This window comes from Hymenobacter daeguensis, assembly GCF_054780555.1.
In genome coordinates, this window is sequence record NZ_BAAGWC010000006.1 from 120707 (window position 1) to 143723 (window position 23017).

Sequence of the window (23017 nt, forward strand, 5' to 3'; positions counted from 1 at the left end):
GTCATCCTGAATGCAGCGCAGCGGAGTGAAGGACCTTATCACGCCAGCGCAGATTTGAAGTAGTAATCCAACGAAGCGGCCCTGATAAGGTCCTTCGCAAGCTCAGGATGACAGTTCCTCGCTGTCGTTCCGACTCCAAGCAAGCCCATGACCTCCATCATTCTCCTCTCCGTCTTCGGCATCCTCAACCTGTTCCTGGGCTTCCTGCGCTCGAATAAGGTGCTGCTGCCCGGCGCCATGCTGCTGCTGCTGGCCGTGTTCGGGGCCAATTACGCCGACTGGAACGTCGTGCACGCCCCCTACTTCAACAACATGCTGGTGGTGGATAACTACACGGTGGCCTTCACCGGCATCGTGCTGCTCACCACCATTCTGCTGCTGCCGTTCTCGCGCAGCTACGTGGCCAGCGGCGAGCCCAACCTGGCCGAATACTACGCCCTGCTCCTTTTCTCGCTGGTGGGTGCCATCATGATGATTGGCTACGACCACCTGCTGATGCTGTTCGTGGGCATTGAAATCCTGAGCATCAGCATGTACGTGCTGGCCGGCAGCAGCAAGCGCGACTCGCGCTCGAACGAAGCCGCCCTGAAATACTTCCTGATGGGCGCGTTTGCCACTGGCATCCTGCTCTTCGGCATCGCGCTGCTCTACGGTGCTACCGGTACCTTCGCCCTCTCGCAGCTGGCCACCGCCGTGGCCGCACCGGCCAATGCCAGCCTGCAGCCGATGCTCTACATCGGGATTCTGATGATGATTATCGGCATCGGCTTCAAGGTATCGGCCGCGCCCTTCCACTTCTGGACGCCGGATGTGTACGAGGGCACGCCCACCTTCTTCACCGCTTTCATGAGCACGGTGGTGAAAACGGCCGGTTTTGCCGCCTTCCTGAAGCTGCTGGCCGTGGCCCTGCCGGCCGCCCAGGGCTTCTGGATGCCCACCATTCAGGCCATGTGCGCCCTCACGCTGCTGCTCGGCAACGTGGGCGCGGCGGCCCAGTCCAACACCAAGCGCATGCTGGCCTACTCCAGCGTGAGCCACGCCGGCTACCTGCTCATCGGCCTCGTGGCCAGCAAGGGCGTCCTCACCGGCGATGCCGCCAGCGCCATTTTCTTCTATTCGCTGGCCTATTCCATTGCCACGGTAGCGGCCTTCGGCGTGCTGAAGCTGGTGACCGACCACCGCCACGACGACTCCTACGCCGGCCTCAACGGCCTGGGCAAAACCAACCCGCTGCTGGCTTTCAGCATGACGGTGGCCATGCTCTCGCTGGCCGGCATTCCGCTCACGGGCGGCTTCTTCGGCAAGTTTTTTCTGCTGGCGGCGGCTGTGGGCCAGGGCTACATCGGCCTCGTAGTGTTCGCCGTCATTATGAGCATGGTGGGGCTTTATTACTACCTGCGCCCCCTCATTGCCATGTACATGCAGCCCGCCCCCGAAGGCGCCACGCCGGTGCCGGTCGATGGCATCCAGACGGTGACGCTGGTGGTGCTGGCGGTGCTAAGCATTGTGCTGGGCATCGCACCGGGCTTCGTGAGCGGGATTTTGTAGAGGCTTAATTCTTAAAGCAAATAAGCAGAAAAGGCAGCCCGGTGGGCTGCTTTTTCTGCTTATTTGAAGGCTGACTGTACTCGCTATGAATCATTTCTTGCTACGTCTTTGGCTGCTCGGCTTCCTCAGCATCTTCAGCTGTTGCGCGGCGCGGCCACCGCACGAGACAGGGCCGTTCCATCTCAACGAACTGGTAGAACTGACCAAACTCGACCCGACCATTAAGCTGGACATCCGCTACGCGACGGCGCACAATTTCATGGGACTGGTGCTGTATCCGCAGGCGCGGGCCTTTTTGCAGCGCCCGGCCGCCGAGGCGCTGGTGCAGGTGAATGCGGAGCTGAAACCGCTGGGCTACCGCCTGCTGGTGTTCGATGGCTACCGGCCCTGGCGCATCACCAAGCAGATGTGGGACCACACGCCCGCCGACAAAAAGGAATTCGTGGCCGACCCGCGCAAGGGCTCGCGCCACAACCGCGGCTGCGCCGTCGACCTGAGCTTGTGCGACCTGGCCACGGGCCAGGAAATCGAGATGCCGGGGGCTTACGATGAGATGAGCCCCCGCTCCTACGCAGCCTACGCGGGCGGCACCCCAGCCCAGCGCGAACACCGCGACCTGCTCCGCCGCCTCATGGAAGCGCACGGTTTCACGGTGCTGCCGGCCGAGTGGTGGCACTTCGACTTCAGGGACTGGAAGGCGTACCCGATTCAGGATGTGCCATTCGAAAAACTGTGAGTAACCAAACAGCAAACAGGCCCCGCAACTCACGTTGCGGGGCCTGTTTGCTATCCAAATAATCTTAGCACTACGGGTTGGTGGACCACATGCCCGCTTCTTTGATAAAGATGCGGCGGTTCAGCTTCAATTGTGACACCATGAACTCGGCCAAATCCTCGGGCTGCATCACCTTTTCGGGGTTGCCGTCGGTGAGGTTGTTGCCGATGGCCAGGGGCGTGGCCACGGTGCTGGGCGTGAGGGCCGACACGCGGATGTTGTGCTTGCGCACCTCCTGCATCAGGGCTTCGGTGAGGCCGAGCACGGCGAACTTGGAGGCGCTGTAGGCGCTGCTGCCGGCGGCGGCCCGCTGGCCGGAAGTGGAGGAAATATTGATGATGTCGCCGGTCTGGCGCGCAATCATGACGGGCAGCACGGCGCGGGTCACGTAGTAGGTGCCCAGCACGTTAACCTGGATGATGTGCTCCCACTGCTCGGGCTCCATCTCCAGAAACTTGGCGAAGCTGCCGATGCCGGCGTTGTTGATGAGAATGTCAATCGGGCCCAGCTCTTCGTGAATTCTGGCCACGGCCAGGTTCACCGCGAGGCGGTCGGCCACATCGGCCACGGCCGTGATGACGGTGCCGCCGGCGGCAATGATTTCAGCCGCTACTTCCTGCAAATCGGCGGCGGTGCGGGCCAGCAGGCCCACCTGCACGCCTTCGGCTGCGAGGGCCAGGGCCACGGCCCGGCCGATTCCTTTGCCCGCGCCCGTCACGAGGGCGACTTTTCCTTGGAGGGATTCCATGTGTAGATGTTCGTGGGGTGATTGGGAAGTGCTACAACCCGCTTGCGCTGGTATTGTTGGCCCTTTTGTCATCCTGAGCGTAGCGAAGGACCTTATCACGCCTGTAGCAACTAATTGCTGCTAACTATTCAGCGGTGATAAGGTCTTTCGCTGCGCTCAGGATGACAGCCGATTATTCGCTACATCGAGTGCAGCTTCTTGGTGAAGTCGCCGTACATCACCCAGTCTTCCCAGCGCTTGCGGTGGCCGGCCACTTTGCCGCGCAGGTACTTCTCAATCATGAGGCCGGCGGCCGGGGCGGCGCTGGTGCCCCCGAAGCCGGAGTTTTCGATGAATACGGCGATGGCAATTTTGGGGTCATTCACCGGGGCGAAGGCGGCGAAGGTGGCGTGGTCGAAGCCGTGAGGGTTTTGCACGGTGCCGGTTTTGCCGGCCATGGTGATGCCGAACTGCGCCAGCGAGGCCAGCTCGCCGGTGCCGCCGTTGCCGTCCACCACCATCTGCATGCCGGGGATGACGTACTTGAACAGGCTGGTGTCGACGGCCGTGAAGTGCCGCTGCTGAAACTGGGGCAGCGGGCCGCCGTTGCCGATGCCGCGCACGAAATGCGGCGTGTAGTACCAGCCCCGGTTGGCAATGGTGGCCAGAATGTTGGCCATCTGGATGCCCGTCACCTGCACCTCGCCCTGCCCGATGCTGAGCGAGTACACGTTGCGGTAGCTCCAGCGCTGCTGGCGGTTGCGCTTCTTGTCGAAGAACTTCTTGTCGTAGAACTCCGGCGAGGGAATGAGGCCGCGCTTTTCCTGGCTCATGTCCACGCCCAGCTTCTCGCCGAGGCCGAAGGACTTCACCATTTTCTGCCACTGCGCCAGGCCAATGCGCGAATCATCGTACTTGTTGGGTGCCTGGCCGCGCAGGATGGCGGCCCGCATCACCTGGTAGAAGTACGGGTTGCAGCTCTGTTTGATGGCAATGTCCACGTTGCGCGGCGGCTCGTGGCGGTGGGTGCAGTGCACCAGCTTCTGGTTGCACTCGAACGGCGTGCCGGGCGTCACCACGCCCAGCTGCAGGGCCACCAGCTCATTCACCAGCTTAAACACCGAGCCCGGCGAGTACGAGGCCTGCAGCGGCCGGTCGAACAGCGGCAGGTTGGGGTTGTTGAGCAGCTCCATGTAACGGTTGCCGGCGCCCTTGCCGGTGAGCAGCGCCGGGTCGAAGTGCGGGGCCGACACGAAGGCCAGGATTTCGCCCGTCTTCGGCTCGATGGCCACAATGGAGCCGCGCCGGCCGGCCAGCAGCTTCTCGCCGTAGGCCTGCAGCTCCGAATCGATGGTCAGGTGCAGGTCCTGCCCGGCCACCGACAGCGTATCGAACTCGCCGTCGCGGAACTTGCCTTTCTCGATGCCGCGCACGTTCACCATCTTGAACTGCACGCCCCGCCGGCCCATCAGCGTGCTTTCGTAGTAAGATTCCAGTCCCGAAATCCCGATGTTTTCGCCCGGCTGGTACTTGGCGTATTTCGGCTTTTCCAGAAAGGCCGGCGTGATGGCTCCCACGTAGCCCAGCGCGTGGGCCAGGTTGTGGGTATTGTAGGCCCGGGCCATGCGCGTCTGCGAGTGGAAGCCGGGGAAATCCATCAGCTTGTCCTGAATGGCGGCCAGGTCCTGCGTGGTCAGGTTCTGAACAATGGGCGAGGGCTTGTTGCGCGAGTATTTCCTGGCCGCCAGCATGCGGGCCCGCAGCTCCTCAATCGGAATCTGGAGCAGCTCGCAGAACCTGGCCGAGTCGAGCTGCTTCACCTCGCGCGGCACCACCATGAGGTCGTACACGGGCGTGTTCTGCACCAGCGGCACGTTCTTGCGGTCGTAAATCAGGCCCCGGTAGGGCGTCTGCACCAGGCGCTGCAGCGTGTTCTTGTCGGCCGCCAGCTTGTACGTCCCGTCCAGCACCTGCATAAAAAACAGGCGCGTGAGAAAGATGAGGGCCACCACCAAAAAGATGCCTTGGACGACGTATTTGCGGCCTTCGAGGTATTGCATTGGTAATTTAAATTCTTCTGAACGTCATGCTTCATATTGCGTCCGCGCAGCCGAAGCATGACGGACTAATTGACAAGCATAACAAAACCCACTAATTTCTTCCGCGGCGCACCGGGAAAAACAGCAGCTGCACGATTAACAGCGCAAGGCCGGTAAAGAGTGCGCTCACCAGCATTTTCCCCAGCGTGATGCCGAAATGCATAAAGCTGCCCAGCTCCAGCAGGAAGAACGCCGCGTGATGCAGCAGCACCAGCAGCGAGAGATACACCGAGAACCATTGCCAGCCCATCTGGTGCACGTTCACGGTATCGGCCGAGTCGTAGCCGTCGCGCGGGGTGAGCAGGCGCAGCACCCACGGCCGCAAAAAGCCCAGCAGCACCGCCGCCGCCGCGTGCAGCCCGCCGGTGTCATAAAAGATATCCATCGTCAGCCCCATCGCAAACGACAGCAGCAGCTGCACCACAATGGGCGTGGTGATAGGCAAAAACAACAGAAAGCCCAGGTAAAAAAAGCACCAGCCCAGGTCGAACAGCACCAGCCGGCTGACGAGCAGCACGTGCACGCCCGCATACAGCCCGAAGCGCAGCAGCTGAATCAGGATAACCCGTAGTCCGCTCATGGGTGCTCCCCTCCTTTCGGCTGAATGCCCGTGCGCACTTCCACGGTGTCGCGCTCGGCCCGGATGCGGTTGGTTACCACATACACATAAGTCAGGTTGGCAAAATTAACCCCGAGCTTCACCCGAATGGTCCAGAAATTCTTGTCCGGCTCTTTCACGAATGACTCGATGGTGCCCACGAAAATGCCCTCCGGAAACACTGCGTTGTAGCCCGAGGTCACCACGGTGTCGCCCTTCACCAGCCTGGTTTCGCGCAGCACGTTGTCGAGCAGGGCGTGGGTAGGGTCGTCGCCCAGCCAGCGGACGGTTCCAAACGTGTTATCGCGCTTGATTTTGGAGGCAATGCGGGTTTGCGAGTGCAGCAGGCTATACACCGTGGCGTAATGCGCGCTCACCACCTTCACGCGGCCGACCACCCCGCCGGCCCCCACCACGCCCAGGCCCGGCTTCACGCCGTCGGCGCTGCCCACGTTCAAGGTGAGGTAGTTATCCACATTATAAAGCGCGCTGTTGATAACCCGGGCCGGAATAAGTGGATAACTCGGGTCGCGGGCGGCCAGGCGCTGCTGGCCGAGCAGCAGCGTATCGGGCCGGGCGGCGGGCCGCAGGTAGCGCACGCGCTGTAATGAATCCGTTCGGGCCGGCGGCACGGCCACCGAGTCGGCCTCGCGGCGGGTAGTATCGGGCGGGTAGAGCTGCTGGCGCAGGCCGGCATTTTCGGCGGCCAGCTGCTGGTTCAGCTCCGCCAGGTGGAAGTAGTCGCTTATCTGGGTGCGGCGGGCCAGCACTACGCCGGCGTAGGCATTGGCCGAGTTGAAGAAAGCCGCCCGCTGATAAGAGTTGTTGGTAACGAACAGGTAGAGGCTGAACACCTCCAGCAAGCCAAACACCAGCGCCCCGCGAAAGCGAAATAGGAAAAGAAACAGGTTCCGCACGGGGTTTTTGAATTAAGAATGAGGAATGAAGAATGAGGAATTACCGACCAGCAATTCTTCATTCCTCACTCCTCATTCTTCATTTAACTTACGTCAGCAACACGCCTTTGAAGGCCTGAATGTCCTTGATGGCCTTGCCCGTGCCGCGCACCACGGCGCGCAGCGGGTCTTCGGCAATGTGGATGGGCAGCTTGGTCTTGGCGGCCAGGCGCTTGTCCAGGCCGCGCAGCAGGGCGCCGCCGCCGGTGAGGTGAATGCCGTTTTCGTAAATATCGGCCGAGAGCTCGGGCGGCGAGATTTCGAGGGCTTTCAGCACGGCCTCTTCAATTTTGGCCACCGACTTATCGAGCGCAATGGCGATTTCCGAGAACGTTACCTTGATAACCTTCGGAATGCCGGTCATCAGGTCGCGGCCGCGCACTTCGTGGTCGGGCGGCGGCACGTCGAGTTCGGTAAGCGCGGCGCCCACTTCAATCTTGATGCGCTCGGCCGAGCGCTCGCCGATGAGCAGGTTGTGCTGCCGGCGCATGTAGTCGAGAATGTCCTGGTTGAACACGTCGCCGGCCGTCTTAATCGACTGGTCGCACACGATGCCCGACAAGGCAATCACCGCAATTTCCGTCGTGCCGCCCCCGATGTCGATAATCATCGAGCCCACGGGCTGCTCCACGTCGATGCCGATGCCGATGGCGGCGGCCATGGGCTCCTGAATCATCCAGACCTCCTTGGCGCCGGCGTGCTCAGCGGAGTCGCGCACGGCGCGCTTCTCTACCTCCGTAATGCCCGAGGGAATGCAGATAACCATGCGGTGCGAGGGCTGAAACAGGCGATTGCGCGTGTCAATCATCTTAATCATGCCCTTAATCATTTCCTCGGCGGCGTGGAAATCGGCAATTACGCCATCCTTCAGCGGGCGGATGGTGCGAATGTTGTCGTGCGTTTTCTCGTGCATCTGCTGGGCCTGGCGGCCCACGGCGATGACTTTATTGGTGGTGCGGTCTTTGGCGATGATGCTCGGCTCATCCACCACGATTTTATCGTTGTGAATGATGAGCGTATTGGCCGTGCCCAGGTCGATGGCAATGTCGCTGGTCAGGAAATTAAAGAAACCCATTGAGTTAGCGGCGATAAGGCGGAGCCCGGTTCTAGGGCCGGGCAGAATAATGCGCAAAGGTACGGAAGGTTTGCGCGGGGTACGATTATAATATCCGGGCCGTTTGCGGCGGGGTCGGTGTCCGACACAGCAGCCCACAAAAAAGTCCGTCATGCCTCGCCTATGCTCGGCATGACGGACTAATTGCTCGGTATGACATTAAACCACCGCCCCTGCTTTTAGTGCTTGAAGTGGCGCACGCCCGTCAGCACCATGGCCATGCCCAGGTCGTCACAGGCTTTGATGCTGTCGGCGTCTTTGATGGAGCCGCCGGGCTGCACCACGGCGCGGATGCCGGCCGCCCCGGCAATTTCCACGCAGTCGGGGAAGGGGAAGAAGGCGTCGGAGGCCATCACGGCGCCTTTCAGGTCGAAGCCGAAGCTGCCGGCTTTCTCAATGGCCTGGCGCAGGGCATCGACGCGCGAGGTCTGGCCGACGCCGGAGGCCAGCAGCTGGCCCGCGCGGGCCAGCACAATGGTGTTGCTCTTGGTGTGCTTGCAGATTTTGGCGGCGAACACGAGGGCTTCCGTTTCCTCGGCCGTGGGGGCCGACTGCGTGACGGTGCGGAAGTCGGCCGCCGTTTCGGTCTGGCGGTCGGCGTCCTGCTCGATGATGCCGTTGAGCAGGGTTTTGATTTGCTTTTTCGGAAACTCCACCGGCTTTTGCAGCAGCAGAATCCGGTTTTTCTTGCTCTGGAGCACCGGCAGCGCATCGGCGGCGAAGCCGGGTGCAATCAGCACTTCGAAAAACAATTGATTCAACTCGGCGGCGGTGGCCGCGTCCACTTCCTTGTTCACGATGATGACGCCCCCGAAAGCCGAAGTCGGGTCGCAGCTCAGCGCGTTCACGTACGCATCGCGCAGGGTGGCGGCCTGCGCCACGCCGCAGGCGTTGGTGTGCTTGAGGATGGCGCAGGCGGGCTCGCCGTCGGCAAATTCGGCCATGAGGGCCACGGCGGCGTCCACATCCACCAGGTTATTGTAGCTCAGCTGCTTGCCGTGCAGCTGGTCGAACAGCGCCGAGAGGTCGCCGTAGAACGTGCCGGCCTGGTGAGGGTTCTCGCCGTAGCGCAGGGGCGTGGACGCTCCGCTTAATGAGGAATCAGGAATGAGGAATGAGGAGTTCTCACCCACCAATTCTTCATTTTTCATTCCTGATTCTTCATTAGCACCAGCAAAGCTGGTGCCCTGGCTCATGTATTTAAAAATCTCGGTGTCGTAGTGCGAGGTGGTGGCGAAGGCGGCGGCGGCGTAGTGGCGGCGGTCTTCGAGGTCGGTGCCGCCGCTCTTGGCGGTCAGCAGCTCGGTCACGGCGGCGTACTGGTCGCGGCTGCTCACCACCAGCACGTCGCGGTAGTTCTTGGCGGCGGCGCGCAGCAGCGAGATGCCGCCGATGTCAATCTTCTCGATGACGTCCTGCTCCTCGGCGCCGCTGGCTACGGTTTCTTCAAAGGGGTACAGGTCCACCACCACCAGGTCGATGGGCGGGATGGCGTGGAACTCGGCTTCGGCCAGGTCGGCCACGTCGTGGCGGCGGTGCAGAATCCCACCGAACACCTTGGGGTGCAGCGTTTTCACGCGCCCACCGAATACTTCAGGAAAGCCGGTGAGGTCTTCCACGGCGGTTACTTCGGCGCCCTCGTCTTCCAGAAACTTCTGGGTGCCGCCGGTGGAGTACAGCGTCACGCCGTGCTGGCGCAGCACCTGCACCAGGGGTGCCAGACGGTCTTTGTGGTACACGGAGAGCAGCGCGGCACGAATGGGACGGGACGACATAAAAGTTGGTTTTTTGCAGGAAAAAGCGGAGCACTATTGCCGCCGCAAAGGTACGGCCGCCATCCGGCGAGGTCCCAACAGAAACATGGTGGAATTTTTATTCTGGGTGAAGGCAGAGTCCAAACCGAAAAAAGCCGAACATGCCACCTGTTTCCAAAGTATAGCTACTTCCTCCGCTTTGCATTGCCTTATATGTCGGCCGATTTATCTACTCATGCTAATGTTGCTGCGCCGCCACACCACAAACCCCTTACGGCCCCGCAAGCCGTAGCCGCCGCTGCTGAAATAGCCCCGCGCCTGTTTGCCCAAGCCCCTGCGACCGACGTGGAAGGCGGCTTCCCCACCCAGGAATTTGCGTGGCTGCACGCGGCCCGCCTGCTCACTGCCACCTTGGATACCGACTTGGGCGGCGCGGGGCTCGATGCGCCAGCCGCTACGCTGCCGCTGCTGCAGGTGCTGCAGCACATCGGGCGCGGCAATCTGGCGGTGGGGCGCGTGTATGAGGGGCACCTGAATGCGCTGCTGCTCATTCAGCAGCTGGGCAATGCCGCGCAGGCGGCCCGCTACGCGGCCGATGCCCGCGCCGGGCGGCTGTTTGGGGTGTGGAATACGGAGAACCCGGCCGATGGCGTGCGTCTGGAAGCGCTGCCCAACGGCCGCTACCGGCTGCACGGGGCCAAGACCTTTGCTTCGGGCGCGGGGCAGCTGGCGCGGCCGCTCATCAGCGGCGCGCTGCCCGATGGGCAGGGCTGGCAGCTGTTCGTGCTGCCCGCCGATGTGCAGCCGCCGGCGCTGGACCACTCCTTCTGGCGGCCGCTGGGCATGCGGGCCACCGCCAGCTTCCGGGCCGATTTAACGGGGCTGGAAATCGGCCCGGAAGACCTGATTGGGCCACCCAACGCCTATTATCAGCAGCCGGCCTTCAGCGGCGGGGCCATCCGGTTTGCGGCCGTGCAGCTGGGCGGGGCCGAGGCTGTTTTTGAGGAAACGCGCAGCTTCCTGCGCTCCCTCGGCCGCACCGACGACCCCTACCAGCGACAGCGCCTGGGCGAAATGGCCCTGCTGCTGGAAAGCGGCCGGCAGTGGGTGCGCGGCGCGGCCGAACACGCCGCCCGCCCCAATGCGGCCACGCCCGAAGGTGCCGAAGCCACCGTGGCCTACGCCAACATGATGCGTACGGCCATCGAAAAAATCTGCCTCGACATGCTCCAGCTGGCCGAGCGGTGCGTGGGAGCCCGTGGCCTGCTGCAGCCCCTCCCCTTCGAGCGCCTGCACCGCGACCTGACGCACTACCTCCGCCAGCCGGCGCCCGATGGCGCATTGGCCGACGTGGGCCGCTTCGTGCTCGATGGGAAGAACTTCTAATCCGCCTCCTGCTTTGTCCCACATTCTTCCTTTTTCTGATTACCCCATCCGGCCGGCCAGTTTTGCCGCAAGCCTGGGGGCTACCGTCGTCGTGGCCCCGCACCCCGACGACGAGGCGCTGGGCTGCGGCGGGCTGCTGGCGCTACTGAGCCAGGCCCACCAGCCGCTGGCGGCGGTGCTGGTGAGCGACGGCAGCATGTCGCACCCCAGCTCTCAGCTGTATTCGGTGGCAGCCCGGCGGGCGGTGCGCGAGGGCGAGTTCCGCCACGCGCTTACGATTCTGGACGCGGGTTCATCCGAGCCGCTGTTTCTGGGCCTGCCCGATAGCCGAGTGCCCGCCCGGGCCGATGGGGCGGGTTTCCCGGAAGCAGTAGCGCAGCTGCGCCAGTTTCTGGAGCAGCACCGGGCGGCTACCGTGCTGGTGCCCTGGCGGCGCGACCCGCACCCCGACCATCGCGCCACCAGCCAGCTGGTGAACGCCGCGCTGGCGGCCATGCCGCGCCCCCCGCGCCGCCTGGAATACGTGGTGTGGGCCTGGGAGCGGGCCGCGCCGGAAGACCTGCCCACGGCGGCAGACCGGGTGCAGGGCTTCCGGCTCGACGTGAGCGCCGTGACGGCCCAGAAGCAGCGGGCCATTGCCGCGCACCGCTCGCAGGTGGCGCCGGGCGTTTTTACCGATGACCCGGGCGGCTTTCTGCTGGCCGAAGAAATGCTCGCGCACTTTGCCGGGCCGTATGAAGTGTTTTTTGAAGCCGCAACGCCATGAATGAAAACCAGCCAAACACGCTGCCGCCGGAGTATTTCGACCACGTTTACCAAGCCAACCGCGACCCGTGGAATTTCGAAACCAGCCCCTACGAGCGGGCGAAGTACGCCGCCACGCTGGCCGCGCTGCCCCGGCCGCACTATGCCGAAGCGTTTGAGATTGGCTGCTCGCTGGGGGTGCTCACGGCGCAGCTGGCCCCGCGCTGCGGCCACCTGCTGGCCGTGGATGTGAGCGAGGCGGCGCTGGCCCAGGCACGCGCGCGCTGTGCCGAGCTGCCGCAGGTCGAAATCAAGCTGCTGCGAGTGCCCGATGCATTTCCGGCGCAGCAATTTGATTTGATATTGGTTTCAGAAGTGGGGTATTATTGGTCACCGGCCGACCTGGCGCGGGCCGCCGGGCAAATAATAAATGGCCTGAAACCCGGCGGCCAGCTGCTGCTGGTGCACTGGACGCCGCCCGTGCACGACTACCCGCTGACCGGCGACGAAGTGCATGAATTCTTCCTGGCCCCGGCGGCTGACGATGGGCCGCTGCGCCACCTCAGCGGGCAACGGCACGAAACCTACCGGCTCGACCTGCTGGAAAAGCGCTGACCGGCAACGGGCTGGCTGCCGGCTCCTGCTGCGGCCGGCTGCGCGCCTCGTGGTGCTTGATGAGCACCGGCAACTCCCGCAGCGCTGCCGATAGCGGCACGGTGCTTACCACGGGCGCATGGCTTTTTTTCAGCAGCCAGTCCCACAGCTTGCCAAACGTGGTGGCCCGGCGCACGCGGGCCAGCAGCACCTCGGCGGACAGGCCCAGCTGACTGGCCAGCACGTCTGCCGGCGGCCCGGGCTGGCTGGCCCAGTAAGCGCGCAGCTGCTTGCGCAGCTGCCAAAGCGCCGCCAGCTGCGCCGGGTGGGCCACCTGCGGCTCGCGCTGCTCCCGGCTCATGTGCAGCCACTCGCGCAGCTGCCACGAGAGGCCCACCTCCACCCGGCCTTCGCGCCGGGAGGACGTAAGCACCTGCACATTGGGGCTGTGGCGCAGGCCCAAATCGTGCCGGCGCAGGGCCTGGCACAGGGCTTCATCTTCCAGAAACCGAACTTCGGGAAGGCCGCCCACCTGGCGGTAGGCGCGGGCCGTGAGGGCCAGGCTGGCTCCGAAATGCTGGTGATGGCGTGGCCACGGGTCGATGGGCGTGGGGTCGAGCAGGTCTTCGAGGCGGGCGCAAAGCTGGCGGTAGGCGGCATCCTGGGTTTGGAGGCGGCGCAGCGGCTGCAAGGCCCGGCCCGTGATTTCGGTGAGGATGCGGCCGCCCACGGCATCGGCCCCGGCCAGAATCTCGGCCTGAATGGCGGCCAGCCAGGTGGGGGCCACGCAGGTATCGGCATCGGTGCTGGCAATGATGCCGGCGGGGCGGCCCACCTGCTCGAGGCGGGCGCAGGCGGCATCCATGAGCAGGCGGCGGGCGCGGCCTACGTGGGCTTTGGCAGCGGGAAGGCACAGCTCGACGGCGTGCAGCACGAGGTGCGGAAACCGCTGGGCCTGCTGGCGCACCACGGCGGCCGTGTGGTCAGTGCAGTTATTGGCCAGCACAATGACTTCAAAGCTGCCCGGCGGCAGCGGCTGGCCGGCCAGGGTGGCTTGCGCGGCCAGGGCGGCCAGCGTGGCGGGCAGGCTGGCTACCTCGTCCCTGGCCGGGATGATGACGCTGACCAGCAGCTCCGGGCGCGGCGCGGGCAGCTGCACCTGCAGCAGCGTAGCAAACCGCCCCTGGCGCGGATTCTCCGGCGGGGCCGGGGCCAACGAAGAAGTGGGGACGGCAGCGGTGGCCTCGTGGGCGGCCAGAAAACGGGCAGGAGTAGCGTGGTTCATCGGCCCGGTGTACGCCGGCCTGCCCGAAAGGATAAGGCCCAGCTTACTATTCCGGGGCTATAAACCAGTATAGCACTGGCTTTCAGCCCCGGAAAAATAAGCCGGGCCCACCCGGGACGCTCATTCCGGCGGCGGCCCTTATTTCACGAAGCGCATCGTGGTTGGCACTTTGCCCGCGGTGGTCAGGCGCAAGGTATAGACGCCCGGCTTCAGCGCCGCCACATCGACATCAGCCGCCCCGACGGTGCCGCTGGCCACGGGCCGGCCCCAGTTGTCCAGAATCTGAAACTGGCTTCCCGCCAGGCTCTGCGCCGTGCGCAGCTGCAGCCGGTCCGTCACGGGGTTCGGGTAAAGCTCGATTAAGCTGGCCGCTGCGGTCGCATTGGCTGCATCAGCAGCATCGGCCGGGGCGGCCATGCGGGCGGCCCCCTGCTTGGTGATGCGCACCCAGTTCAGGTTGTAGCCGCCGGTTTGGGCATACACGCCGAAATTGTAGGTGCCGGCGTTTACGTTCACGGTTTTCGACACGGTGGTCCAGTTCTGCCAGCCGCCGGTGGCCGGAATGGCCGTGCTGCCCAGCTGAATGGAGCCCGCGTTCAAATCCGAGGAAATGGTGCCGCCATTGGCCCCGCTGGCCACCCGGTATTCGATGAGGTAAGTGCCGGTGGTGGGGAAGTTGATGTTGTTCCACACCAGGTAGTCGCCGGCGTCGATGTAGCCCATGTCCTGGCCGCCGCCGGTGTCGGAGCAGGCTTCCACGGTCATGCCGTTGTTCACGTTGGCGGCTTCGGCCTGCAGCGTGACAGCCGAGGCCGGCGGCGTGCTCGTGAGCTGGTACACCCGCACGTAATCGACGGCCATGGTGGCGGGCAGCTTGCTTTCGTCCACGGTCTGGCCGGGCCAGTCGCCGGCCACGGCCAGGTTCAGCAGCAGGAAAAACGGCTTCTGAAACTCTTCGGTGCCGCCCACGCCGTTGGTGATGTTGATTTCGTTGTACTTGGCGCCGTCCACAAACCAGCGGATGTAAGTTGGCGTCCACTCGATGCTGTAAACGTGGTAGGTATTGGCCGCTACGGCCGTATTGTTGCCGTACTGGGCGTGGCCGTTGCTGTCCCAGTGCACGGTGCCGTAGGTGCGGCTGTCGGCATTCACCTGCTCCATGATGTCGATTTCGCCGCAGTACGGCCAGCCTACCGAGCCAATGTTGCTGCCCAGCATCCAGAACGCCGGCCACAGGCCCTGCCCCAGCGGCAGCTTGATGCGCGCTTCCATCTTGCCGTAGGTGAACTGCCGCAGGCCCTGCGTTTTGAGGCGGGCCGAGGTGTAGGGCATGCCGCCCACGCTCTGCTTGCGGGCCGTAATCTGGAGCTCGCCGTTCACCACGGTAGCGTTGGCCGCCTGGTAGTACTGCTTCTCGTTGTTGCCCCAGCCGCCGCCGCCGTTCTCAAACACCCAGCTGGAGCTGATGCCGCTGGTGAATTCATCGGCCCAGACCTGCTGGTAGGTTTGGGCCCGGGTGGCCAGTGGGCTGGCCAGCGCCGCCACGGCCAGGGCCCGCCAAAGCGTCGTAAAAAGCTTGTTCATTGAAGGTGGGGTTTTGAGTGAGATTGGTGAGAAAAAAAGGCGCTCCAACCCGGCTTCACTGCCATTGCGGGAGGCGGCCAGGCAGTGCCCGGCTGCAGCCCGGGCCCTTGCCTTCGCCACCGGAAAACCGCCGGCCCATCCCGTAAAAAAAACCGTGAAACCACGGGTGGAACGGCTCAAATATACCCGGCTGTTTTTCCGAAACGCAAGCCCCAAAAACCGCCTAAATGCCACTGATTCGCACATTTACCACCCCAACATACACTTACCGCACAAGCCCGGGGCCGCAGCAAAGTGCCTGTCGGCGGCTGTGGCGGCCTTCTGCCCCGGGCCGGGCGAGCGGATAAAAAACACGCCCGTTTTTACTGGCCGGGGCAAAGTTTTTTCACCCCGGCAGCGCCTCCGGAATCGTTTGCAGATGCCGTACCAACATATTCCTGAAAAATCCAGCCTTGGTGCCAATTCACACAGCCAGCCAATCAGGAGCCCAGCCCCGTGAGACAGCGCCCACCGCCCGGGCTGTGAGCACAAAAAAGCTCCTCCGTTTCCGGAGGAGCTTTTGCGATTACGATGGAGGCCGTGGCCTGCGTTAGAATGCTTCGCCGATGGCGAACAGGATGCCCGGCGAGCTACCGGTGCCGCCGGCGTAGTCGAGGCGCAGGTTCACCCGGTCGCGGCGGATGAAGTTGAAGCGGATGCCCGCGCCGCCGGCATACTTGGTGTCGCCGATGTTGAATTTGTCGATGTACTGGTTCACGTTGCCCACGCCGCCGAAGATGGCGCCGTCGAACCGCCGCAGCCATTCGTTGTCGGAATTGGGGAACAGCTTGTGCCGGATTTCGGCCTGGAACATAATCATCTGCCGGTCGCGGAAGCGCTGTTCGTAGATGCCGCGCAGCAGGTTGCCGTTGTTGTAGAGCGTGCCGCCCAGGTTGGCCCCCAGGCCAGCCAGCTCGCGAAACGGCACGTCGCCGGTATGAAACTGCCCGAGGAACTGCGCCGCCAGAATGGTGTTGTTGGAGCCAAGCGGCTGGAAGTGGCGGGCATCGAGCTGGTAGCGCACGAAGCGGTAGTCGGAGCCCAGCCCCGTGCCGTTGAAGGTGGCCCCGAAATCCAGCAAATTGCCGTGGAAAGCGGCCAAAGGCACATCGCGTGAGTCGTAGGTAAGTGCCGGGCCGAGGCCCGAAATCTGCGTGTTCTGACGCTCGCGCTCCGTCATGCGCGGGTCGGTGTAGAACACGCTGGGGGCGTTGTTGTCGGTGTTGGTGGCCGGGCTGCTTACGTCCGTAATTTTGGTGAAGCGGTACTGCGCGCCAAAAAACAGCTTCTTGGCAATCTGCTTCTGCACCCGCTGGTTGATGATGAAAAGCTTGTACGACGTCTCTGACTCGCTGGCGCTGGTCGATTTTGGCCCCTTGCCGTAGTAATACAGCAGAATGTCGTAGGCGCTGATTTCACCATTCAGGTAAAACTTCTCGCCCGGCGTGTACACCGAGTGCACCAGCTGAATGAGCGACTGGCCTTCGGTGGTGGTCCAGTATTGCAGGCGGGCGTTGGACGGCCGGGTGAGCGTATCCTGCGAGAAACGGCCGCTCAGCAGCGCCCCCAGGCCGTAGCCCAGGCCGGTTTCGGCTTGGTAAAAGAGCACCGGAATGGGCAGCAGTGTCAGCGTCTTGTTCTTCCCAATCTGCCCGAACGACTGCGGCCCGCGAGCCGGCATGCGGGCCGAAAGCGGAGCGAGGCCGGCGCCGGTGCCGGGCGTGGTGGAAACCGAATCGGGCGGGGCCACCGGCGTGGCGGCGGCGCTGAAAGCCAGCCCCGTCAGAAGCAGGGCCGCAAGAGAAAGACGCATGGGAGCGAGGAGTGAAAAGCAGATGAATTGCCCTAACAACGGATTATTCTGCTCCACGGTTGGAATTCAATTTATCGCCGGCCGGCCAGGGCCGCTTTTCCAGCTGCGAACGGTCGGTTCTGCCGGCTTAACGGTCGAGGCGCAGGCGCTTTATCACCTGCCCACGGCCGAGGTGCTCGGCCACGATTTCGGGCGCATCGCCGGGGCGCACGTTGCCGTACTCGGTGCCCTCCGGATACACGATGAGGGCCGCCCCGCTGCCTTTTTTGCACTGTTTGCACAGGTCGAGGCAGTTGCAGGTCTGCACGCGCACGCGCTGCTTCTCCCCGCCGGTGAACAGTTTTTTCAGCCCCTGAATCTTAAGCTCTTTTTTCAGGGCTTTGGCCACGTCCTCCCCAACCCCGGATTTCTGGTTGGTGCACACAAACAGGCGGCGAATCTCACTCATCGGATTATTGCAGACAGCGCGGCCAACAGCCGGCCGCTCCCGGTATGACGGCCGGCCGGCCGGTTTACTTTAGCCGTGCCAGTGGCGGTTTTGCAGCTTATACGCCGCCAGCTCGCGGTTCGACCACAGGGTTTGGTATATCTGCTGGTCGTGCAGCAGCTGCGGGTCCTTTTCCATAAAGCCCAGCAACTGCTGCAGCAGTTCGGCCGTCTCTTCCTTCAGCGAGTAGTACATCCAGTTGTCGAGCCGGCGCACGTTCACCAAACCTGCATTTTTTAAGTACGATAATTGCCGGCTGGTTTTGGTCTGGGTGAAATCCAGCACCTGCTCCAGGTCGGCCACCACCATTTCCCGGTTGCGCCACAGCAGATGCAGGATGCGAACCCGGCTTTCATCGCCCAGCGATTTAAAAAGTTGCTGCCCAAAAGCAACCGTGAAATGTTTCAAGCGCATCTGCTGTCTGGGAGGGGAAGTTTGCCTGTCGTTCTTTCTGTCCAAAGGTACCATCGGCCCCGAACCGTGCGCCGTATATTTGTCTTCCTGCCCCTTTAATATGCCTGATTTCTTGCGCCTTCGTTGTTTCTCCTTGTTTTTCGCGCTGGCCCTGCTGGGCGGGCTGCTGCTGGCATCGCCGGCGGCCCACGCCCAGGGCAAGCGCAAAATTGTGCAGTTCACGGGCATTGTGGCCACCGGCGACAGCCTGCTGGGCGTGCCGGGTGCCACCATCTACGTGCCCAAGGCCGGGCGCGGCACCACCTCCAACGCCTACGGCTACTTCTCGATGGCCGTGCTGGCCGGCGACAGCATCGTGATTCGCTCGCTGGGCTATGCCAACCAGACCATTGTCATTCCGAAGGATTTTCAGCGCCTGAGCTACTCCGTCATCGTGACGCTGAAGGAAGACGCCACGGTGCTGCCCGAAGTGCGCGTGTTTCCCTACACCACCGAGCGCGACTTCAAGAAAGCCTTTCTGGCCCTGCGCCTGCCCACCGAGCGCGGCAGCGCCGCCGCCGACAACCTGAACCAGGAGCTCATGAACAAGATTTTCCGCACCCAGCCCATGGGCGCGGTGGCCAATTTCCGCCAGACTATGAGCAACCAGCAGTACGACTACGACCGCAAGATGGGCATGGCCCCCAACCAGTATTCCAACAACCCGCTGCTCAACCCTTTCAGCTGGCTGCAGCTGATTCAGCAGGTGAAGAAGGGCGAGTTCAAGAAGAAAAATACCGACGACGACTACTAAACCGGGATTGGCTGGTTTACCCGCTTGTTGTGAAAAGGCCGGCTCGTGCAGAGCCGGCCTTTTTTTATGCCGGCTTCGGGGCGAAGGCCCCCCATAAAAATCCCGCTGAAGCGCCCGGCTTTGCCAGGCATAAACCCAGGTAATTCAGGAGAAACGCCAACCAGAAACTACAGAAGTCTGTTTAATCAGCTGGAATTAACTCAATCTGTGGTTTCTATGGATACCAACCTTCCCGTTTCGGACAAGCCGCGCGTGGTCATCGTCGGCTGTGGTTTTGGGGGCCTGCGCCTGGCCAAAGCCCTGCGCCACGCCCCCGTGCAAGTGGTCGTCATCGACCGCAACAACTACCACAACTTCCAGCCGCTGCTCTACCAGGTAGCCACCGGGGCCCTCGAAGCCGACAGCATTGCCTACCCGATTCGGAAGATTTTTGCGGGCCAGACCAACTTCTTCTACCGCATGGCCGATGTGCAGCGCGTGGACTCCTACTATAACACCGTCGTGACCACCGTCGGCAACATCCGGTACGACTACCTGGTGCTGGCCACCGGCTCGCTCACCAACTTCTTCGGCCTGGAAAGCATCGAGCGCAACGCCATGCAAATCAAGAGCATCCCGAATGCGCTGAACCTGCGAAGCTTCATTTTCCAGAACTTCGAAAAAGCCCTGCTCACCAGCGACCCGCAGGAAAGGCAGGCCCTGCTGAACATTGTGGTGGTGGGCGGCGGCCCCACCGGCGTGGAAATCAGCGGCTCGCTGGCCGAGATGCGCAAGCACGTGCTGCCCAAAGACTACCCGGAGCTGGACCTGCGGGCCATGCAGATTTTTCTGGTGGAGGCCGGGCCGGCGTTGCTCGGGCCCATGTCGCCGGCCTCGCAGGCCGATGCCCGGCGCTACATGGAGGAGCTGGGCGTGCTGGTGCGGCTCAATACGTCCATCAAGCGCTACGAGGATGGCAAAGCCTATTTCTCAGATAATGAGTTTATTCCGACCGAAAACCTGGTGTGGGCCGCCGGCGTGAACGGGGCCGAAGTGCCCGGCCTGCCCGCCGAGGCCGTGACGCGCAACCGCCGCATCAACGTGAACAGCTGGAACCTGGTGCAGGGCCAGTCCAACATCTTCGCCATCGGCGACGTGGCCAACATGGTGACGGCCGACATGCCCAAGGGCCTGCCCATGCTCGCGCCCGTGGCCCAGCAGCACGCCGACCACCTGGCCGACAACCTCCAGCGCCTGCTGCGCGGCGAAACGCCCCGCGACTTCGTGTACAACAACAAGGGCTCGATGGCCATCGTGAGCCGCAACAAGGCCGTGGTGGACCTGCCCAAAAGCATTCACTTCAACGGCTTTTTTGGCTGGCTGACGTGGCTTTTTGTGCACCTGATGACGCTGGTGGGCTTCCGAAACAAGGTGGTGGCCTTGGTGGACTGGGCCTTCAGCTACTTCAGCACCGACCAAGCCCTGCGGCTCATCATCCGGCCCTTCAGGCGCCAGGATGTGAAGGACGACCCCGGCAAGAAAAGCGCCGAGCACCGCACCGCCACGGCCGAGTATACTGCCACGCCGCCAGCCATTCAGGAATAGGCGCCAGGCAGCTAGCAGCCCCGGCCGTCCGTCATCCTGCACGTTGCGCAGGATGACGGACGGATTACTCCCCGGCCGGCCCGGCAATCACAATCTGCATCGCGGCCGGGCTGAGGTATTCCCGGGCCAGCTCGCGCAGGGTTTCGGCATCGGTGGCTTCGGTTTGCTGCACGAACTGGGTGTAGTAATCGGCGGGCAAATCCAGGAACACGAGGGTTTTATACTTGTCGCACTGCTCAAAAACGGTGGACAGCTCGTTGGCGAACTTGCCCAGCAGGTAGTTTTTCACCGTTTCCAGCTCCTCGGCCGGAATCAGCTCTTCCTGTAGCTGGCGCAGCTCGCCCGCAATCTCGCTCACCGCAAAGTCGGCGCTTTCGCCCTTCACGTCGGTGCCGATGACGAGCGAAGTGCCGAACTCGCGCGGGGCCACGCTGGCATAGATGCCGTAGGTCAGGCCCTTGTCTTCGCGGATGTTGCGCATCAGGCGCGAGCCAAAGTAGCCGCCCAGCACATTCACCAGCAGCTTCAGCCGGTGGGTGTCGGGGTGGGTGGGCGCGGGCCAGCGGCGGCCCATCCGGATGGAGGCCTGCAGGCTGCCGGCCACGGCCACCCGGTCGGGGGCGGGGGTGGGTGCCGTTTCGGTGGCGGGCGCGGCGGCGGCGGGCGCCGCAGTGCCGGCAGCGGCTTCCGTGCCAAACGCCGTGGCTACCAGCTGCTGGTCGGCGGCGACATCGCCGCACAGGAAGATTTCGGCATTGCCGAACGTGTAAGCCGCCTGGTGGAAAGCGCGGGCTTCCGCTGCCGTCAGGGCCTGGTAGGCGGCGCTGTCGAAGGCGCGGCCGTAGGCCGTATCGGCCCCAAAGGTCAGCTCATTGAAGCGCTCGGAGGCCAGGTAGCTGGTTTTCCTGCGCTCCACGCGCACGTTCTGGATGGTGCGGGTTTTCAGCTGCTCCAGCTCGGCGGCCGGAAAGGCGGGGTTGGCCAGCACATCGAGCACCAGCGGCAGCAGCGTGGGCAGGTGGCGGGTGAGGCAGTAGAGCGTGAGCGTGGAGCGGTCGAAGCCGGCATCACACTCCAGCGAAGCGCCGTAGAAGGCCACTTCGTCGGCAATCTGCCGGGCGGTGCGGGTGGTGGTGCCCTCCAGCAGCATCCGGGCCGTGAGCGAAGCCAGGCCCGGCCGGGGCTCGGCCACCTTGCCGGCCCGGAACACCACCTGCAGGCGCACCACGGGCTGGGCATCGTTGGCCAGCGTGTGGAGGCGGGCCCCGCCGGGCAGCACCTGCACCGTGGCGGCAGGCAGCACCACCCGGGCCAGTGGCTGAACGGGTGGAGCAATGGTACGGTCGAGCATGGGGGAAGAAGCAGTAAGCATAAGCAGTAATAGCAAACTCCCCTCCTCAGCCGAGAAGGGGAGCTTTGGTGCAACTCAAAACGGAGGGATTAGTTCGACGGCGTTTCGCCGCTGGTGCCACCGGCCCCGTTCTCATCAAACGCTTCCGACAGCTTATTGAAATTGAAGTGCAGCGATACCCGAATGGTTTGGGCCAGCGGGTTGGCCTGCGAGTTCTGGCCGGTGGGCACCAGATAAGTCCCGTCGATGCCGAACACCTGGTAGCGCACGCCCAGGCCCAGGCTCACGTACTGGCGGCCGCCCTTGTCGGCCGCCTCGTAGAAGTAGCCGCCCCGGGCGTACAGCAGGTCGTTGTAGTTGTATTCCAGACCAGTCGAGAGGTTTATCTCGCGCATCTCTTCGCTAAAGCCGCCGGGCGCGTCGCTGAACGAGTTGAACATCCCGCTCACGATGCCCTGGGCGTTGCGGCGGTCGTTTTCGTCCTTCACGCGCTTGGCCTGCACGGGGTCGGTGGCGTTGTAGGGGTCTTCGTAGTAGGGCGAGGGCACCAGCAGCTTGGTGGCATCAAAGGCCAGCGTGATTTTGTTGTACTGGTCAATCTCGCGGGTGATGGCCGTGCCCAGCTTCAGCGTGGTGGGCAGGAAGCTCGGGTTGGTGGGGTCGGCGTAGGTGATTTTGTTGCCGATGTTGGAAATCGCACCGCCCAGCGACAGGTTGTAGAGGCCCGTGCCAATGGTCAAATCCTTGGTGTAGTACGCTCCGATGTCGACGGCGGCGGCGTTGCCGGGCTTGGCATCGTTGCCGCTGTAGGCCCCCACCAGGTTGGAGCGGATGTACCGGGCCGTGATGCCCAGGCCAAAATTATCCGTCAGCTGCTGCCCGTAGGAAACCGACACCGCGTATTCCTTCGGGTTGAAGGAGCCGGCCGGCAGGTTGGTGCCGGTGCGGTAGTCAATCTGGCCCAAATCAAAGTACATCAGCGAGCCGCTCACGGCCGAGCGCTGCCCCACCTTGGCGTAGCCCGAGAGGTACGACAGGCTCATGTCGTCGGTCACGTTGCGCAGCCAGGGCGAGTACGAAGCCGCCACCGAATACTTATACGGCACGAAGCCCAGCTTGCCCGCGTTGAAGTAGGCCGCGTTGGCATCGGGCGACGTGGCCACCCCGGCTTCGCCCAGGGCCGATGCCCGCGAATCGGGGCTAAGCGTCAGAATGGGCACCGCCGTGGTGATGGTGTGTTGAACAATCTGGGCCTGGGCCGTGGCCGCCGCTGCCAGCAGGCCGGCGGTCAGCGCCAGGCGCGAACGGGAGTGAGAAAGCTGCATAGGGGAGAAAAAGGCGGCCAAGCGCGGCCGGGGCGCAAATAAACGCG

The 23017-nt window shown here is 63.3% G+C and carries 20 protein-coding genes; 7 read left to right on the forward strand and 13 right to left on the reverse strand.

Annotated features, from left to right (window positions below; genetic code table 11):
- Positions 1-147: 147 nt before the first annotated feature.
- Both ACYVHT_RS09495 and ACYVHT_RS09500 read left to right on the forward strand, forming a co-directional pair.
- Positions 148-1548, forward strand: coding sequence for an NADH-quinone oxidoreductase subunit N (locus ACYVHT_RS09495; protein ID WP_460550402.1), 1401 nt, complete (start codon positions 148-150; stop codon positions 1546-1548).
- 85 nt (positions 1549-1633) lie between these two features.
- Positions 1634-2284, forward strand: a complete 651-nt coding sequence (locus tag ACYVHT_RS09500) for a M15 family metallopeptidase (RefSeq protein WP_460550404.1) — start codon at positions 1634-1636, stop codon at positions 2282-2284.
- 70 nt (positions 2285-2354) lie between these two features.
- Here the strand turns inward: ACYVHT_RS09500 and ACYVHT_RS09505 are convergent, their stop codons facing one another.
- The 6 genes from ACYVHT_RS09505 to purH all read right to left on the reverse strand — a co-directional run bounded on the left by ACYVHT_RS09505 (position 2355) and on the right by purH (position 9592).
- On the reverse strand, positions 2355-3071 hold the full coding sequence (locus ACYVHT_RS09505) for an SDR family oxidoreductase (RefSeq protein ID WP_460550406.1): 717 nt from the start codon (positions 3069-3071) through the stop codon (positions 2355-2357).
- A gap of 179 nt (positions 3072-3250) precedes the next feature.
- Positions 3251-5110 carry a penicillin-binding protein 2 gene (gene mrdA / locus ACYVHT_RS09510; protein WP_460550408.1) on the reverse strand — a complete coding sequence of 620 codons (1860 nt, stop codon included), beginning with the start codon at positions 5108-5110 and terminating at the stop codon, positions 3251-3253.
- 91 nt (positions 5111-5201) lie between these two features.
- A complete protein-coding gene (locus ACYVHT_RS09515; protein ID WP_460550410.1) occupies positions 5202-5729 on the reverse strand; it encodes a hypothetical protein in 528 nt (175 codons plus the stop codon).
- Entirely contained in the window at positions 5726-6664 is a 939-nt protein-coding gene (gene mreC / locus ACYVHT_RS09520; RefSeq protein ID WP_460550411.1) for a rod shape-determining protein MreC, read from the reverse strand. The genes ACYVHT_RS09515 and mreC overlap by 4 nt, the downstream gene beginning before the upstream one ends.
- An 88-nt stretch (positions 6665-6752) precedes the next feature.
- Positions 6753-7778: a rod shape-determining protein gene (locus tag ACYVHT_RS09525; RefSeq protein WP_208177625.1), complete on the reverse strand. Its 1026-nt coding sequence runs from the start codon at positions 7776-7778 to the stop codon at positions 6753-6755.
- Positions 7779-7996: 218 nt separating this feature from the next.
- Positions 7997-9592, reverse strand: a complete 1596-nt coding sequence (purH, locus tag ACYVHT_RS09530) for a bifunctional phosphoribosylaminoimidazolecarboxamide formyltransferase/inosine monophosphate cyclohydrolase (RefSeq protein ID WP_460550414.1) — start codon at positions 9590-9592, stop codon at positions 7997-7999.
- Positions 9593-9784: 192 nt separating this feature from the next.
- On the opposite strand from purH, the gene ACYVHT_RS09535 reads away from it, so the two are divergent.
- Genes ACYVHT_RS09535 through ACYVHT_RS09545 form a run of 3 tightly spaced genes read left to right on the forward strand, consistent with a single transcriptional unit; the run spans position 9785 to position 12316 of the window.
- The gene (locus ACYVHT_RS09535; RefSeq protein WP_460550416.1) at positions 9785-10957 is read left to right on the forward strand and encodes an acyl-CoA dehydrogenase family protein; all 1173 of its coding nucleotides are present in this window, start codon (positions 9785-9787) and stop codon (positions 10955-10957) included.
- A gap of 13 nt (positions 10958-10970) precedes the next feature.
- Positions 10971-11723, forward strand: coding sequence for a PIG-L deacetylase family protein (locus tag ACYVHT_RS09540; RefSeq protein ID WP_460550418.1), 753 nt, complete (start codon positions 10971-10973; stop codon positions 11721-11723).
- On the forward strand, positions 11720-12316 hold the full coding sequence (locus ACYVHT_RS09545; protein ID WP_460550420.1) for a class I SAM-dependent DNA methyltransferase: 597 nt from the start codon (positions 11720-11722) through the stop codon (positions 12314-12316). The genes ACYVHT_RS09540 and ACYVHT_RS09545 overlap by 4 nt, the downstream gene beginning before the upstream one ends.
- Here ACYVHT_RS09545 and ACYVHT_RS09550 read toward each other — a convergent pair.
- The 5 genes from ACYVHT_RS09550 to ACYVHT_RS09570 all read right to left on the reverse strand — a co-directional run bounded on the left by ACYVHT_RS09550 (position 12264) and on the right by ACYVHT_RS09570 (position 17917).
- Positions 12264-13580: a glycosyltransferase family 2 protein gene (locus ACYVHT_RS09550; protein ID WP_460550422.1), complete on the reverse strand. Its 1317-nt coding sequence runs from the start codon at positions 13578-13580 to the stop codon at positions 12264-12266. The genes ACYVHT_RS09545 and ACYVHT_RS09550 overlap by 53 nt on opposite strands.
- Positions 13581-13718: 138 nt before the next feature.
- On the reverse strand, positions 13719-15164 hold the full coding sequence (locus ACYVHT_RS09555) for a carbohydrate-binding protein (protein ID WP_460550424.1): 1446 nt from the start codon (positions 15162-15164) through the stop codon (positions 13719-13721).
- Between the two features lie 589 nt (positions 15165-15753).
- Positions 15754-17016 (reverse strand): BamA/TamA family outer membrane protein, encoded by a 1263-nt coding sequence (locus ACYVHT_RS09560; protein ID WP_460550426.1) that lies wholly within the window; start codon positions 17014-17016, stop codon positions 15754-15756.
- 127 nt (positions 17017-17143) lie between these two features.
- A complete protein-coding gene (locus ACYVHT_RS09565; protein ID WP_460550428.1) occupies positions 17144-17464 on the reverse strand; it encodes a (2Fe-2S) ferredoxin domain-containing protein in 321 nt (106 codons plus the stop codon).
- Positions 17465-17533: 69 nt separating this feature from the next.
- A complete protein-coding gene (locus ACYVHT_RS09570; protein WP_460550430.1) occupies positions 17534-17917 on the reverse strand; it encodes an ArsR/SmtB family transcription factor in 384 nt (127 codons plus the stop codon).
- Positions 17918-18017: 100 nt separating this feature from the next.
- Here ACYVHT_RS09570 and ACYVHT_RS09575 point away from each other — a divergent pair, with 100 nt between their 5' ends.
- Together ACYVHT_RS09575 and ACYVHT_RS09580 are read left to right on the forward strand one after the other, a co-directional pair.
- A complete protein-coding gene (locus ACYVHT_RS09575; protein ID WP_460550432.1) occupies positions 18018-18710 on the forward strand; it encodes a carboxypeptidase-like regulatory domain-containing protein in 693 nt (230 codons plus the stop codon).
- 216 nt (positions 18711-18926) lie between these two features.
- Positions 18927-20294: an NAD(P)/FAD-dependent oxidoreductase gene (locus tag ACYVHT_RS09580; protein ID WP_460550434.1), complete on the forward strand. Its 1368-nt coding sequence runs from the start codon at positions 18927-18929 to the stop codon at positions 20292-20294.
- 64 nt (positions 20295-20358) lie between these two features.
- Here ACYVHT_RS09580 and ACYVHT_RS09585 read toward each other — a convergent pair whose 3' ends face one another.
- Positions 20359-21645, reverse strand: coding sequence for a M16 family metallopeptidase (locus ACYVHT_RS09585; protein WP_460550436.1), 1287 nt, complete (start codon positions 21643-21645; stop codon positions 20359-20361).
- 89 nt (positions 21646-21734) lie between these two features.
- Complete coding sequence (gene porV / locus ACYVHT_RS09590; protein ID WP_460550438.1) at positions 21735-22970, reverse strand: type IX secretion system outer membrane channel protein PorV; 1236 nt, start codon at positions 22968-22970, stop codon at positions 21735-21737.
- Between the last annotated feature and the right edge of the window lie 47 nt (positions 22971-23017).

Bases quoted from the DNA above. Each gene is read 5' to 3' on its own strand.
- ACYVHT_RS09545 (WP_460550420.1), top strand. From the start codon at position 11,720: ATGAATGAAAACCAGCCAAACACGCTGCCGCCGGAGTATTTCGACCAC.
- ACYVHT_RS09500 (WP_460550404.1), top strand. From the start codon at position 1,634: ATGAATCATTTCTTGCTACGTCTTTGGCTGCTCGGCTTCCTCAGCATC.
- ACYVHT_RS09515 (WP_460550410.1), bottom strand. From the start codon at position 5,729: ATGAGCGGACTACGGGTTATCCTGATTCAGCTGCTGCGCTTCGGGCTG.
- ACYVHT_RS09560 (WP_460550426.1), bottom strand. From the start codon at position 17,016: ATGCGTCTTTCTCTTGCGGCCCTGCTTCTGACGGGGCTGGCTTTCAGC.
- purH (WP_460550414.1), bottom strand. From the start codon at position 9,592: ATGTCGTCCCGTCCCATTCGTGCCGCGCTGCTCTCCGTGTACCACAAA.
- ACYVHT_RS09535 (WP_460550416.1), top strand. From the start codon at position 9,785: ATGTCGGCCGATTTATCTACTCATGCTAATGTTGCTGCGCCGCCACAC.
- ACYVHT_RS09565 (WP_460550428.1), bottom strand. From the start codon at position 17,464: ATGAGTGAGATTCGCCGCCTGTTTGTGTGCACCAACCAGAAATCCGGG.
- mrdA (WP_460550408.1), bottom strand. From the start codon at position 5,110: ATGCAATACCTCGAAGGCCGCAAATACGTCGTCCAAGGCATCTTTTTG.
- porV (WP_460550438.1), bottom strand. From the start codon at position 22,970: ATGCAGCTTTCTCACTCCCGTTCGCGCCTGGCGCTGACCGCCGGCCTG.
- ACYVHT_RS09570 (WP_460550430.1), bottom strand. From the start codon at position 17,917: ATGCGCTTGAAACATTTCACGGTTGCTTTTGGGCAGCAACTTTTTAAA.
- ACYVHT_RS09555 (WP_460550424.1), bottom strand. From the start codon at position 15,164: ATGAACAAGCTTTTTACGACGCTTTGGCGGGCCCTGGCCGTGGCGGCG.
- ACYVHT_RS09525 (WP_208177625.1), bottom strand. From the start codon at position 7,778: ATGGGTTTCTTTAATTTCCTGACCAGCGACATTGCCATCGACCTGGGC.
- ACYVHT_RS09550 (WP_460550422.1), bottom strand. From the start codon at position 13,580: ATGAACCACGCTACTCCTGCCCGTTTTCTGGCCGCCCACGAGGCCACC.
- ACYVHT_RS09505 (WP_460550406.1), bottom strand. From the start codon at position 3,071: ATGGAATCCCTCCAAGGAAAAGTCGCCCTCGTGACGGGCGCGGGCAAA.
- ACYVHT_RS09580 (WP_460550434.1), top strand. From the start codon at position 18,927: ATGGATACCAACCTTCCCGTTTCGGACAAGCCGCGCGTGGTCATCGTC.
- ACYVHT_RS09585 (WP_460550436.1), bottom strand. From the start codon at position 21,645: ATGCTCGACCGTACCATTGCTCCACCCGTTCAGCCACTGGCCCGGGTG.
- ACYVHT_RS09575 (WP_460550432.1), top strand. From the start codon at position 18,018: ATGCCTGATTTCTTGCGCCTTCGTTGTTTCTCCTTGTTTTTCGCGCTG.
- ACYVHT_RS09495 (WP_460550402.1), top strand. From the start codon at position 148: ATGACCTCCATCATTCTCCTCTCCGTCTTCGGCATCCTCAACCTGTTC.